The 14,725-nt window shown below is 35.1% G+C and carries 9 protein-coding genes; 4 read left to right on the forward strand and 5 right to left on the reverse strand.

Going from position 1 to position 14,725, the window contains the following annotated elements:
- The first annotated feature begins 59 nt into the window (after positions 1–59).
- Together KEM10_RS16430 and murQ are read left to right on the forward strand one after the other, a co-directional pair.
- Positions 60–899 (forward strand): ATPase, encoded by an 840-nt coding sequence (locus tag KEM10_RS16430; RefSeq protein WP_212217120.1) that lies wholly within the window; start codon positions 60–62, stop codon positions 897–899.
- 3 nt (positions 900–902) lie between these two features.
- A complete protein-coding gene (murQ, locus tag KEM10_RS16435) occupies positions 903–1,727 on the forward strand; it encodes an N-acetylmuramic acid 6-phosphate etherase (protein WP_212217121.1) in 825 nt (274 codons plus the stop codon).
- Positions 1,728–1,794: 67 nt separating this feature from the next.
- Here murQ and KEM10_RS16440 read toward each other — a convergent pair whose 3' ends face one another.
- The 5 genes from KEM10_RS16440 to KEM10_RS16460 form a co-directional block, all read right to left on the reverse strand.
- Positions 1,795–4,944, reverse strand: a complete 3,150-nt coding sequence (locus KEM10_RS16440) for a LamG-like jellyroll fold domain-containing protein (RefSeq protein WP_212217122.1) — start codon at positions 4,942–4,944, stop codon at positions 1,795–1,797.
- Positions 4,945–5,222: 278 nt separating this feature from the next.
- Complete coding sequence (locus KEM10_RS16445; RefSeq protein WP_212217123.1) at positions 5,223–6,965, reverse strand: SusD/RagB family nutrient-binding outer membrane lipoprotein; 1,743 nt, start codon at positions 6,963–6,965, stop codon at positions 5,223–5,225.
- Positions 6,966–6,976: 11 nt separating this feature from the next.
- The gene (locus KEM10_RS16450; protein WP_212217124.1) at positions 6,977–10,384 is read right to left on the reverse strand and encodes a SusC/RagA family TonB-linked outer membrane protein; all 3,408 of its coding nucleotides are present in this window, start codon (positions 10,382–10,384) and stop codon (positions 6,977–6,979) included.
- 330 nt (positions 10,385–10,714) lie between these two features.
- On the reverse strand, positions 10,715–11,950 hold the full coding sequence (locus tag KEM10_RS16455) for an ROK family protein (RefSeq protein WP_212217125.1): 1,236 nt from the start codon (positions 11,948–11,950) through the stop codon (positions 10,715–10,717).
- A gap of 250 nt (positions 11,951–12,200) precedes the next feature.
- Positions 12,201–12,725, reverse strand: a complete 525-nt coding sequence (locus KEM10_RS16460) for a peroxiredoxin family protein (RefSeq protein WP_212217126.1) — start codon at positions 12,723–12,725, stop codon at positions 12,201–12,203.
- Positions 12,726–12,926: 201 nt separating this feature from the next.
- Here KEM10_RS16460 and KEM10_RS16465 point away from each other — a divergent pair, with 201 nt between their 5' ends.
- Positions 12,927–13,709, forward strand: a complete 783-nt coding sequence (locus tag KEM10_RS16465; RefSeq protein WP_212217127.1) for a phosphatase PAP2 family protein — start codon at positions 12,927–12,929, stop codon at positions 13,707–13,709.
- A 437-nt stretch (positions 13,710–14,146) separates the two neighbouring features.
- Positions 14,147–14,668 carry a heme NO-binding domain-containing protein gene (locus tag KEM10_RS16470; protein ID WP_212217128.1) on the forward strand — a complete coding sequence of 174 codons (522 nt, stop codon included), beginning with the start codon at positions 14,147–14,149 and terminating at the stop codon, positions 14,666–14,668.
- Positions 14,669–14,725 lie beyond the last annotated feature (57 nt).

Below are 14,725 nucleotides of genomic sequence, written 5' to 3' on the forward strand. Positions count from 1 at the left end.
TAATACCTTCATCTAATTAAAACAGCTTACTTTTACATTAATAAAACCAAAGTAGAATAATGATATTAATTGCAGACAGCGGATCTACCAAAACAGAATGGCGACTTATTTCGAATGATAAATCAACAATTGAACCCTATTTTACAAAGGGAATAAATCCTTTTTACCAAAGCACAGAAGACATCGTTCAAAGTTTAGAAGAATCATCAACACTGAGAGATTTAGTACCTCAATCCATCTATTTCTATGGTGCCGGATGTGCCAATACAGATAAAAACCAAATAGTTGAAGATGCTTTAAAATCATTTTTCAATGCGAAACAGGTTTTGATCGAAAGCGACCTGACTGGTGCAGCACGATCGTTATGTCAGAAGGAAGAAGGAATTGCCTGCATTTTGGGTACGGGATCCAATTCTTGTCATTACAATGGAGAGAAGATTACATCAAACATATCACCACTGGGTTTTATTATTGGAGATGAAGGAAGTGGTGCTGTTCTGGGTAAAAAGTTATTGGGTGACATTTTAAAAAATCAACTACCTAAAGAATTGATCGATTTATTTTTCAGCACCTACCAAACTGATAGGGTAGAAATATTAGATCATATCTACAAAAGGCCTTTCCCGAACAGGTATCTGGCTCAATACACAAAGTTTTTGTCGCAAAACATCAGAAATGATGAATTACAGAACTTGGTCATCCAATCTTTTAAAGAGTTTATACAGCGAAACCTATTGCAATACAATAATATTGCACAGCTTCCCATTCATTTTACCGGAAGCATTGCCTTTTATTTTAAAGAACAGTTGAAAGATGCTCTTTCAAGTTTCAATTTAAAGCCTGGTACTATTTGTCAATCTCCCATGGAAGGTTTGATTCGCTATCATCTAGAAAGATAAAGAATGAAAAAAAAGGATAATCCCATTAATATCACCGAATCTTCATCGCATTACAATCATCTTGAAAAAATGTCGGTTGAAGAGTTATTAACAAATATAAATAATGAAGATGCAAGCGTTCATCTGGCTGTTCAAAAGGCGCTTCCTCAAATAATTGCTCTGACTGAACAAATTGTTGAACGAATGAGGAGAGGTGGTCGAGTATTTTACTTGGGAGCCGGCACCAGTGGACGTTTGGGAGTACTGGACGCATCTGAACTACCACCCACATTCGGAGTTCCTGACAATATGGTAATTGGACTGATTGCCGGTGGTGACACCGCCTTACGAAAGGCTGTAGAATCAGCTGAAGATGATACAGAAATGGCATGGAAGAAACTTTGCGAATACAAGGTGGATGAGTTGGATACCGTTATTGGCATTGCTGCCTCCGGTACCACGCCTTATGTTATTGGCGGTATTGAACAAGCACGCCAACATGGATTATTAACAGGATGCATTACCTGTAACCCCAACAGTCAAGTAGCTGAAGTTGCAGAATTCGCTATTGAAGCCATTGTTGGACCTGAGTTTGTGACCGGAAGTACCCGAATGAAAGCCGGAACTGCTCAGAAGATGATTTTAAATATGATGACTACTACCATTATGATTCAGTTAGGACGTGTAAAAGACAACCAGATGGTGAACATGCAATTAACCAACAACAAACTGATTGACAGGGGAACCCGAATGATTATTGAAGCATTAAGAATTTCTTATAGTGAAGCCAAATCCCTTCTTTTAAAACATGGATCGGTGAAAAAGGTTATTGACAATTATAAGCAATAGTTTTTCAATAAACAGTAATAAAAAAAGCGGCTCGAATGAGCCGCTTTTACATTTTAGCTAACTAAGGCTATTTTTTAATTACTTTAAATAGCTCTGTTTCTCCATCTACATCCACTTTCAGAATGTACATTCCTCTATTTTCAATTGAAATAACTTCGCGTTTATTATTTGTTTCAACTTGTGTCACAAGTCTTCCTGAAAGATCAAATACAGTAATGATAGAAGATTGACCATTTACTTCAACAGTGAACTCACCTGAAGAAATTGTTGGGTAAACCTTTACATTACTTTCTTTAACTCCATTACCAATTCCAGTTGCTATTTCAAACTCAATTGAATAAGTAAGTTGAGTAGACCCATCAGATGCTGTAACAACCACTGTTCCAATTCCAGGGATTGCATCAGGAGCATTCACAACATATGTTGCACCCGCTACTTTTACAGTACCATCAATCACAGGTGTTGATCCCTCATCAACTGCAATTGTATAACTAATGTTTACAGGATTAAATCCTTCAATGGTAGTTCCATTAATTGTTAAGTCACTTAATGTAGCATCCGTTGTGGCATCTTCTTCCGGTAAATTCTGAGCTCTGCTTAGGATAGTAGCCTCATCCATTTCACCTGAGTATATATTAAACTCATATACAGATCCTAACCAAGTTGGATCAGGATATCCACCCTTACAAATCCATGCATTTTCGGTACTTAAGTCATTAATATAATAATCTTCATGAATAGCTATTTTAGGAACAGCTTGTCCATTAATATACAGTGATATTGAATCATTTGTTAGAGTAGTAACATAATGATAAATCTCACCATCTGAGGCTTCCGGAACAGTTTGTACACTGTTTGCTCCTTGCCACTCATCAATAACAGCTCTGGTTACATTATCATTATTCTGTACTGAAACCCAATAAGATTTATATCCACTTAATCCGCCAAAATAACTTAACATTGACCAACCGTCATTAGCACCTGCTTTAACATATGCTTCCATTGTGATTGAAGGATACGTATTGATAGCTATTTCTTCGGCTGGTAAAGTAATATAACCACCGTCACCATCACTTACAAACATACCATTGTCGACATAACCATCCATTGCTACACCATCAGCACTTCCTTGCATATCTCTAACTGAACCATCCTCAAATGTGTATGAATGCTTCAACGTCAACTCTGTATCTTGCACATAATGTATAACATACTCTGTGAAATAAGCAGGATCAGCTCCGGATACCTTAATAATGAAATCACCAGCAGTTTCGGTTACTTCCACATTGCCAGCTCCACTAATCAATGAATTTTCATCAATTGGAATAGCATTAATGTCAATTGTTGATGCTGCCTTTGGAGTTGTCATATAGTATTCAGTCAAGAAACTATCAAAAGCAGGCTTAAGTGTTGCCTGATCGCAAGTTAATGAACTTAAATGTGTTTCGTAAGGATCAACCACATCGTTTGGCAACTTAATATTCCAGGTTGTATTGCCTTGGTTAATTGGAAGGTCGGAGAAAATACCATCACCTGGATTAGGATCCCATGCACCAACATATTTCTTAACATCCTGACTGGCTCTGGCTACTGTTAATATCTTAAATCTTCCTGGCTCAAATTCTTTAATTCCAAACCTACAACTATCTAAATCATTTGTTAAAGTCGGAGTCATAACCATATCCCATTCCGAAACTGAGATTGGAGTAAGTGTTAAGTATTGACTCTCTCCATTCTTTAAATAGTATTGACCATCAACTCCACTATCTTCTAACTGGAATAACTGAGCTGTGTTACCCACTGTCGCGTTTTGTTGATTAATATAACTATCAGGTTGTCCTTCTAATACTAATCCTGATTCTTCATTTACGATATAAAAATCCTGACCTGTTCTTATATCTGAAGTTGAGATACTTAGATTATAGTCTTTTTCATTTAATCCATCTTCAGAAACAACATGTATGGTTGCTGATCCAACACCATCAGTCAACTGAACTTCTCCATTACCTGTAACCACAGCATTAGAACCCATTGCAATTCCTTCAATGGTAACTGATGTAACGCCATAATCAGCAATTAAATAATAACCTGTTGTATCAGGATGGAATTCTGAACCAAGAGAACCATTTGTAACAACTATATCAGAAAGTCTATCGGATGTTTTTTCATCATAATGGTAAATTGAAACATAGTATGATTTTGTGGTTGTTCCATCTAAGGCTGTAACTTCTATTTCTAAATCAATTCCATCAGGACCAAATGTAACAATGTCATTTTCATCTCCTACAGGATTACCCTGACCATCATAAATCACATATGAAGAAACTTCAGTGTCTTTAATAATATTAAGTTGAGTTTCTGTCTGACCAAATGGAACATACAAATCGTAGTAAATTTCATCTGTACTAAAAGCAGGAGCTAAATCACCTGGGTTTGCAGATAAGTCCGCTAAATTAGAATTTACATAGTCTTCACCAACAAAATTCACATAATTACTATATACGGTTGCTTCATCCATCTCACCTTCATAGATGTTAAACTCTAAAATAGATCCATTATAATTTGGATCATTCCAACCGTCAACTCCTCGGAAAAGATTGGCAACATCGGTACCAATAGTAGAAATATAATCAGCATCACCTGTTGCTGTTTCAACTAATAATGCTCCATCAAGATAATAAACCAGTCTAGTGCCGGTAAGTACACCAACAACATGATGCATTTTTCCATCATCCAGTTCATTACCTACACTATAGGCTGCAATACTTGAGGAAGTATTATTCGTTTCAAATTTAGATTCATCATTTGGCTGTCTGGTAGGTTGAAACCATAAACATCCATTACCTGGAGTTGATGTTCCAAAATAAGCCAACATAGTATAATCATCCACATTTTCGGCATTCCCAGCTTCAATCATAAACTCTACAGTAAGGGACGAATAGGTATTTAGAGCAAGAGATGCTCCATCAAAAGAAATCCATCCATCAGTGTTTACTGTAGCACCTGATACTGTACACTTACCATCCGCTATGGAAATGTTATCTCCTCCAATTACTCCATTTAATGTACCGGTTTGGTCAAAAACATTTGTATCATCATACGTACCATCCTCAAAGGTATATGAATGCATTAATGTTTGACTGTTTATTGTTGACAATCCAACAAAGACCATCAACAATAAGATAGTTCCTTTAAAAAGTAAACTTCTTTTTTTCATAACAACTTGATTAAATTAAACTAGAATTAATAAATCGAAATTAGTTTTAAATAATGTTACACATGATCTGTATATCGTCAATAAGGAATCACAAATTCGCCAGAACATTGAAGAAATCACATCAATTAGTTGATCCTATTATGCGATCAGCCACTCTATCCAACTAGTATTTAATTAATTACAAATATCACAAATCATTCATCTGTTTTCAGACTGGTAATAAAAAAAGGCTGTCGTGATAGGACAGCCTTTGAGTTCATTTTACTTTTTTTTGAGGACTATTTTTCTCTTCCGGTCCACCAAACAGGTGTATCATGATCATTTTTATGGGCAACTTCTGCAAAATTATCCGGATTGGTTGTTTCCTCGTCACTTGGATAATAGAAACGCTCCATCCAAACAAATATATTGGAGGTAGGTGTTAGTATACCGTAATCTTTCTGTAATCTACGGGTCTCACTCCATATCTCCCAATAGTTTAAGATATTCAAATGCGCCATTTTCTGATAAAAGATTTCCTTGATCTTATCTTCATCGCTCATTGCCATAAAAGCAGCCACCTTATTATCTAAAAATGCATCAATTACTGTTGCCTCTGGTTTTGTTGGCTTTGAACCATCCATAATGGCAACCGGAATGGCAGGCGTTGATGTTTCATTAAATGTATTACTTGCGTTTACATTGTAATACCAGTCAATAGATTGAGATATGGCTGTTCGATATTCTGTTGCTACATCAATTGAACCTGCTACATCCGCAAATCGAATAGCTGCTTCAGCCAAAAGAAGATGTGTTTCTGTTGGACTAAACGCAGGGTATTCCATATCAAAATTAAAGTAAGTCATTTTGTTATAAAAAGAGAAGTATGGCTCCAGGTGATCGTCATAAGCCCAGTTTTTGGCAATATCTATTCGTTCCTGATCGTACCCCAGAGCCTCCATATCAACTTGAATCGAATCAAATTGGTTAGGACCCCAACTTGGGCATCCTACATAATCGCCAAACTGATTGGGTTGAAACATCACGTACATACGCGGATCAACTTGGTCTTGGGGAGTATCGGGACCTGTATATCCCAAAATATCCTGAACAATAAAACGTGGTGCATGAAAGTTATACCACATTTCCGACATTGCTCTTGGCCAGTACCATTCCATAACATGGGCATAATCTGTTTCTGCCAAACCAATAAAATCATTCGGTTCGCTAACTACAGGTAAGTCATTACTGATAATATCTGAAATAATTGCTTTTGCTTCATTGGGTGACACAATAGACATACGCATAGCCATTCTTAAACGCATTGAATTGGCAAACTTTCTCCATTGCTCAACATTACCATTATTTAGTATGTCGTGTGTTAAAAACTTCTCATGAGCCACTGAGCTATTTAACTCATATCCATCTAACGCATCTTGTATTTCATCTAATGATTCCAACAATGTTGTATAAATATATTCCTGGGTATCGTACTTAGCCCAGAATTGCTTTTGATAAGCTCCATTTGCCTCACTGAATGGCACATCATCATATATATCTGTTAAACGTTGAAACATATATGCTTTTACAATATTTATACAATGAACATATATTGAATAATCCTCTTTTTCTTCTTCAGGAAGATTATTCAGAAGCAGATTCATTACCGGAATATTCTTATTAAAATCGATATAAGTCTTATTAAATTGCGTATTACGCAAGGTTGCTCCAGACCAACCTGTCCAAAGAGTATATGAGTTGGGCTCCATACCATTAAAACCCGCATAAGGAAAAGTTCCCAAACCAAACAAGCGGTTAAAAGCTCTTGATTGATGGTATCCAGGGCCGTACTCTAGTCGGAATAACTCTGTAGGTTGTAAAGCACCTGTGAAAAGCATTGCAAAATCAGCTTGCGTAACTTTATCCGGATCATAAAATTCTTTCTCTAATTCATCTTCGCAAGATGAAAATCCAATTGACATGCCTATTACAAAGAGAAGACTGACTATTTGAAATAGGTATTTTATATTATTCTTTTTCATGATTAACATTTTTAGAAACCTAATTTAACTTCAACACCAAAGCTTCTTACCCCTGGTAAACCCGAATACTCAGTAAATTCGTTTGTTCCGGCAAATGACTCAGGAGTAACGTTTGGAATATCTTTGTATAAATAAGCAATGTTATTACCAAAAACAGCCAGCCTAACATTATTCAAGAAAGTCTTATTCAATAAATTTTTAGGTAAGGTGTATGCCAAGGTTATACGTCGTAATGACAAATAATCACTTTTAAATACAACATCTTCGGTAATATCCATATAGCCCTGCCAATAGGTTCTTTCGTAATACTGCTGCGCATTAATCAAAACATCATTAGCTGTTCCGTCTGCCTTAACACCTGGTAAGATGACTCCATCATGAAAGATCCACCCATATTTTGAGTCTGCAGGAGCAGGCGCGCCATGCGAGTCAAGCAAATGCCTGTTACCATCTACATCAATATAATATGGCAAACCTCCTCTGGCCTCATCTCTGTATTGTAATGACTCTACTCCCGTACCATTTCCACGCAAATACATATTTGTTTGAGAAATAAGAGTACCTCCAAACTGGAAGTCAAAATCTACTCCCAGAAATATTCCTTTATATTCGAAATTAGAACTAAATCCTCCGATTATATCTGGTAATTCTTTTCCTACTTTCTTCTGATTCTCAGTATCAAATTCATAAACACCATTTGAACCAACAACCAAATTACCATCATCATCTCTTAACCAAGGATTGATAAAATACTCTCCATATTCTCCTCCAACCCGCGCTTCTCTACTTGCACCAGTTACTCCCCACAGCGGATATACATCAATACCTTCGGCAAGTTTTTTAATCTCTGTTTTATATTTCGCCAGGTTAAGAGTCATATCCCACACAAAATTGTTTGTCAATACAGGCTTACCTGTCAATTGCAACTCAACACCATTGTTTTGAATATCTCCTGCATTGGTAATAATTCTATCTACACCAGAGGAAGCCGGAACCTGAAGTCCCATTATTTGGTCGTATGTATTGGCTTTGAACCATGCGAAATCAAGACCTAAACGATTACGCTGAAAGAAACTCATCTCAAAACCTAATTCAATTTCTCTTTTCCGTTCTGGCTTTAGGTTTTCTTCCGGGAATTTTCCTTCTGCAATTGCTTTTTCAAAGTCAACCGGAGGCATACTGCTTGATACAGTTTGATATGGAATTCCGTTATAACTACTCAAATTAAAATTCAGGTTTCCGAAATACGGAGGCCCTGGCCTACCCACATCCGCATACGATGCACGAACCTTAGCGTACTTAATTACATCCGGCAGGCTTAACGATTCACTAACTATCCATGACACACTTGCACCAGGATAAAAGTAACTATTGTTAGCTGGAGGTAATATACTTGACCAGTCATTTCTTCCTTGTAATTCTAAATACAAGTAGTCTTTAAAAGTAATCTGAGCTGAAGCCAAAAAACCATAAAGTTTATAAGATTCTCTTCCCCCACTTCCTTCCGATTTGACATCTTTTCGCGAATTATCTAATGCAAAATGATTTTCAATCAAAAATTCCTGCGTAATAGATTTCAGGTTTCTATCCATGCTATATTCATAAACTCCGCCTACAAATCCCGAAAGTCGAAAATCATCAGATAATTTCTTATCAAAATTCAACAATGCCTGATTGCTTAATTTCAACACATTTCTTTCAGCTACTGAATAATAGCCTTGCGTTGGGTCATCAGCTAATGGTCGTGTTACTTTCTTTTTGACTTCATTCAATTTACGTGTCATATCAAATCCTGAACGCACTGATAGTGAAAGCCAATCAGCAAAATCAATATTCAGGTTAGCTGATTGAATAAAGTGATGTCGTTCTTCATCAAAGGCGTTTTGTGTTTGATTCCAGAAATAATTAGCTCCAATCTGACCTGCTTGCTGACCTGCTGCCTCAGAACGCTCTTTATCTCTAAAATACCAGTAAATACCAGTTTCATCCACAATATTATCCTTCCATAATTCGGGCTTCATATCGCGATGTACACCATAAGTCACTAACTCATCCTGCATACGGTATGGTGCATTATGATTAAATGTGTAATAGTAATTACTAATATAACCCAACTTAATTCTATCGGAGATATTAATATTACCATTAAAGCTGAGTGCATGATTCTTCTGATCTGCACCTATAATTGTACTTGTATAATCTTTGTTAGTGTAAGAGAAACGGAAACTACCAATATCACCTGCATTTGATAAGGCAACACTGTTTGTCATTAAGTGTCCGGTTCTAAACAAATCGGAATAATTATCTGGTTGAGGAGAGTATGGCCTCATTTGACCATCCCACCATAATATCCGACGACCATCCATCTTCGGTCCCCAACCGGCAGCACCTCCTGAACCCCAATAAACCGGAGTTTTAACTCCATCTATCATTTGATACTTAAAACCATCTTCATCTGTTAAATCAGCATCTAAACCATCTACAGCCATTGTATTACCAGTACCAAACTCATTTTGAAGATCAGGTAGAAAAGCCGTATTATCCCATGTATAACTTGAAGACACATCGACTCCAAAACCTTTTCTGCTTTTACCCGATTTAGTTGTAATTAAAACAACTCCATTGGCTCCTGCATGCCCATATAGAACCGAAGCTTTGGCACCTTTCAAAATTTCAACCGATTCAATATCTTCAGCATTAATATCATTAATACCTGTACCTCTATCACGTCCATCTCTGTCGTTTCTATTCATTCCTGAATTTTCATCAAAAATGGGAATACCATCTACAACAAATAAAGGACGGGTAGAAGAACTCTCTGTCAGTGAAACAGAGTTTCTAATATTAATAATCATACCTCCTGTTGGACCGTTAGCTGTACCCGAAATTTTTACACCGGCAGCTTTTCCGTATAATGAGGTAAGGGGGTTAACAGGAATACCACTCTTAACCAATTCATCAGCTTTAATGGAGCTGATTGCATAACCTAGAGCTTTCTTTTCCCTTTTAATACCTAAAGCGGTTACCACAACTTCATCCAGGTCGGTAATTTCCTCAATTAAAACAACATCTATCTTTGATCTTCCATTAATACCAATTTCTTGGGTATCGAATCCTATAAATGAAAAAACCAAGATATCATCTGATGAATCTACTTCAATTGAGTACGTTCCATCAATTCCTGTAATAACGCCGTGAGTAGGCTTATTTTGCTCAAAAACATTAACTCCAGGCAAAGGATCGCCATTAGAATCGACTATTTTACCTGTAACATTAAAAGTTTGTTGAAGTGAAGGATTTGCCAGGAGTGGCAAGGAGCTTGTGCAAAAAAGCAACAAGAAGAATACACTTATCCCTATTGCTCTATAAGAGGAAGTATATGAACTCCCCACACAGAAACTTTCTGCATTTTTTTTCATAATTTTGTATTGAAGGTTAACAAATATCCAACTACCAATTGGATGTTTAGATCTTAACAGGGGAATGGGCCAACATTCTCCTGTTTCTTATAATACCATATCCATCTATTTATAATATTAAATTTTATCTCATATAGAGTATTCCAAAAAACGGAATGAAATTTCTACACCTATACTTAGTTAAAAATATAACCTTCTCTCAAAGCTTAATAAATTTAACTTTTATCATTTATAAAATCAATATAATTAACTCATTATCTATCTATTCGACATAAGAACACTCCAAATAATTAATACAAACTAACATTTCAATAACACAATCGACTATTCTTATTTAATATATTCTTCAAATATTTTATCCATTACAATAGCCAAAGCTCCATAAAGCCCCAGTTCTTTACCAAACTTGCTAATTTCAATCTTTACATGTTCACTAATTTGTTTCATAGCATGGGTATTTATTCCTTGCTTAATAGGGTTGGTAATTAAATCACCTGACTCAGATAATATACCGCTTAGAACAATAGACTTAGGATTAAATAACTGAATTAATGTAGATATACCCTTACCTAAAATTTTACCAGTTTCATCCAATATTCGTATAGCATATTGATCTCCCTCTACTGCAGCATTTATTACCTTAATGAGTTCTTTATATTTCGACGTTTTGTCAACATCATCTAGTTGTATGGAAGTTATTCCCTGTTGCACGCCTTCTTCAACCATAGAAATAATATTAATTCCCGAAGCAACAGTTTGAAGACATCCCAATTTACCACACTCACAAAGCTTACCGTCTTCTACAATAGGTATGTGACTAAATTCTCCAGCAAATCCCATAGCCCCTCGATATAACTTACCATTTAACACCATGCCTAACCCTACTCCCATATCTATAAACAGCAGAAGAAAATCATTAACACCTTTCGCACTTCCCAATATATGTTCAGCTAATGCCATCGCTTTCGCATCATTCTCTATAAAAACAGGACACCCAATTTTATTTTGAATAATTTCAGTAATTGGTCTGTTATTATAATTAAGAAAAGTGTAGTTGACTCCTTTTTCTGAATCAACTAATCCTGGCATGCTAATACCAATACCAAGTAGTTTTTTATGGTCAATTTTTGTTTTATTAATTAAGGAATTAGTTCTATCAATGATGGTATCCAGCGTACTTTCGTTGTTATCTAAATACAATGAATACTCTTCCGCTTCAACTACTTGTTCATTAATAGCATTAAATATTGAAATTCGCATTTGATAAACACTCAGTTCAATCGCCACTATAAACAAACTTGTTGAAACAAAACCATATAAATCAGGTTTTCTTCCTCCAATAGACTTCCCAAATCCTTTCTTCTCAATGATATTCCGGGCGAGCATCTCATTTAAAATACTCATTGCATTTGGAGAACTTACTTTTACATTTTTACAGATCCAAGATACAGTCTGCGGCCCATTCACAAACAATGCTTTAAGAATGCGAATTTTTAATAGGTACTTTTTCTTTTCAACACCTTTTAATTGATCAATTACAGCTGTATCTAAATTTAACTGACTCATAAATTTGGATAGGTTACTTTTATAATAGTATAAATTTACATTTATATATTATTTTTAACAATAGTTTTTAATTTTTTTTCAAAAAGTTAACCCACTTAAATTATTTTTTCAGTTTTAAATACATCAGCAGACATTAAAAAGTATTAATGACCTAGATAGTGAAGATAAAAAACAAGATGTTACTTCCAGAAGTGTAGAAGATTTAGTTTAATTTGAACAAAACACTCATTGAAAAGTAATTGTTATCACTTTACCAGAAGATATACCAACTCTTTTTTGTCATTTTTTTAAGTTTCTTCTCAAGTTCATCTCCCCTGAGATTTACGGCCACAATAACACCTTCGCCATCTATTAAAAAATTAGCCGGTATACCTCTAACCCCATACAACTTCGAAGCCTCATTGCGCCACCCTTTCATATCACTAACATGATATGGCCATATTAGGCCATCTTTTTCGATAGCTGCTTCCCAGTCAGGCTTTTTCATATCTAACGAAACTGAATAAATGGTAAAACCTTCCCCATTTTTAAAAGTTGTATCCTTATAAGTTTCATATGCTTTTACCAAACTAGGATTTTCTTTTCGACAAGGCTTGCACCATGAGGCCCAAAAATCAATCAATACTATTTGTCCTCTTAACGAAGACAAGGCAAGAGTTTCACCTTCTGGTGTCACCTGCACAATATCAGGTGCTATGTCTCCCACTTCGTACTTTTGCCCCTTTGCTGTTAATACAAATGTGAATAAGGATAATATTAATATAAACCTAGTCATACTTCAATTCTTGTTTAAAACAAAGCTAATATAATGCTTTCGCACAATTATCATACAATCTGCAATTAATACACCTCTAACCAGCAATAAGTTTCACTATCAGCCAAATTTGAGAGTATCTTAATAGGCACAAAATTTTTAATTGCTTACATTAAGCCTTCAAACTATTTAATCAGTTACAATTACTATCAATTATAGACAATGCAATCACGAATTAAAATATTACTAATAAGTACAATTATTTGCTTGTTAACATTGTCCACTACATTTATATTACCATACGGTTTTTCTGCTATTCATGATGGTTGGGCTGCTGAGCTCTGGTTATTTATATCAAATACAGGAGGTACTTTTGGTGTACCTCTGATTACCATTAGTTTTTGCTTATTAATTAGTCTTCAATACAAAGGCCTTGCCAAAAAAATGCTTTTCCTATTTATATCTCTTATCTCTTTTTCAGCCATACTAGGTGGTTTTGCCCAACTCAACGAGCATTTTATCAAAGAAAAGTTACGTATTGAACGACCTAACATTATTTATCTGCACAACCAAAAAGGATTTGATAGTGAAACGTTTTATAATTTACCTTCAAAAGCAGAACGTAGACAATACCTCGAAGTTTATTTGAATGAGAAAGGGTCTGAATTCATTACTTTTAACGACAAAACACTTCACCCCGAAGTATTGAATCACTGGCTGCATGAAACCGGTTTTTCTTTTCCTTCCGGCCATTCGGTTAATGCCTTTCTAATGGCCACACTAATGGCCTATATACTGTTGTTTACATATCATGATTTCCGAAGACGAAGCTTTTTTATTCTTCCACTTCTTTGGGCTACACTCGTAGCTTTTTCACGTGTTATTCTTGGCGTGCATTCTCCTACCGATATAACCATTGGTGCCTTAATGGGAAGTTTACTAGCCTACACAATAGTTAGTAGCGGTCTAATCGATAAATTTTTCAAACAAAAACAAATCAAATAACACACTTCAAACACCTGTCAATTAAGATCCTCTCTTACTAAGAAGTAATTTCTATAAATAGTTATTCAATTTTAATGTAACTGATTTATTCCTATAACGTATAACAGTTGTTTAATCCATTTAATTAATGACTATTAGCAGTATCTGGCATTAAACAAAGGGGAACATTTTCAATCATTTATTTAGATATTTTATAGCATTGCATCATTTTAATAAGGCAACTCTGCACGCTGTAACAAGAGTTATTCTTTATTACTAAAGGCAATATTACATGTTAACACCATAAAGCGTGGAACCAATCGTATATCTATTTAAATGCTACATTCTACATATATACCTATTGATGGATTAACATATGTTTGAATAAAATATTATTTGGGGAACAACACGATAGTTAAGCAATACAACTATCGAAGAATTAATATTAAAATTGAGATATGAAAGGGGTTATTATAGATTGCTTAAGAAATTTAGTTTCAAAAGAATTTGGAACAGATCAGTGGTCGGACATATTAGTAGATTCGGGATTAAAACCTAACGAAACAATTTTATCAACAATCGATTTCGATGACAAAACAGCAATTAGTTTAATACATTCAACTTGTAAAGTATTAAACCTAAGCATTGAACAAGCTGCAGAAGCTTTTGGTGATTATTGGATGAATTATTATGCGTCAAAAATCTATTCTGCATACATGGCAAAAGCAAATTCAGCTAAAGAGCTTCTTCTAATGTTGGATAACATTCATTTAAAAGTAACGAAGAGCATGCCGAATGCCCGTCCGCCAAAATTTTCATATGACTGGAAAGACGACTCAACATTAGTTATGACTTACATTTCTGATAGAAACTTAATTGACATTTTTATAGGTCTGGTAAAGAGCGTTGGTAAGTTTTATAACGAAAATCTTAAAATTACTAAAGGATCGAATAATGAGGTAATTATTAAATTCCTCTAATTATTCAATAATTAAATAAAGCACTTTACTTCTGGGTGAGTGCTTTTTTATTATTTG

This window comes from Carboxylicivirga linearis, assembly GCF_018271995.1.
Lineage (GTDB): Bacteria > Bacteroidota > Bacteroidia > Bacteroidales > Marinilabiliaceae > Carboxylicivirga > Carboxylicivirga linearis.

Bases quoted from the DNA above. Each gene is read 5' to 3' on its own strand.
- KEM10_RS16430 (WP_212217120.1), top strand. From the start codon at position 60: ATGATATTAATTGCAGACAGCGGATCTACCAAAACAGAATGGCGACTT.
- murQ (WP_212217121.1), top strand. From the start codon at position 903: ATGAAAAAAAAGGATAATCCCATTAATATCACCGAATCTTCATCGCAT.
- KEM10_RS16440 (WP_212217122.1), bottom strand. From the start codon at position 4,944: ATGAAAAAAAGAAGTTTACTTTTTAAAGGAACTATCTTATTGTTGATG.
- KEM10_RS16445 (WP_212217123.1), bottom strand. From the start codon at position 6,965: ATGAAAAAGAATAATATAAAATACCTATTTCAAATAGTCAGTCTTCTC.
- KEM10_RS16450 (WP_212217124.1), bottom strand. From the start codon at position 10,384: ATGAAAAAAAATGCAGAAAGTTTCTGTGTGGGGAGTTCATATACTTCC.
- KEM10_RS16455 (WP_212217125.1), bottom strand. From the start codon at position 11,950: ATGAGTCAGTTAAATTTAGATACAGCTGTAATTGATCAATTAAAAGGT.
- KEM10_RS16460 (WP_212217126.1), bottom strand. From the start codon at position 12,725: ATGACTAGGTTTATATTAATATTATCCTTATTCACATTTGTATTAACA.
- KEM10_RS16465 (WP_212217127.1), top strand. From the start codon at position 12,927: ATGCAATCACGAATTAAAATATTACTAATAAGTACAATTATTTGCTTG.
- KEM10_RS16470 (WP_212217128.1), top strand. From the start codon at position 14,147: ATGAAAGGGGTTATTATAGATTGCTTAAGAAATTTAGTTTCAAAAGAA.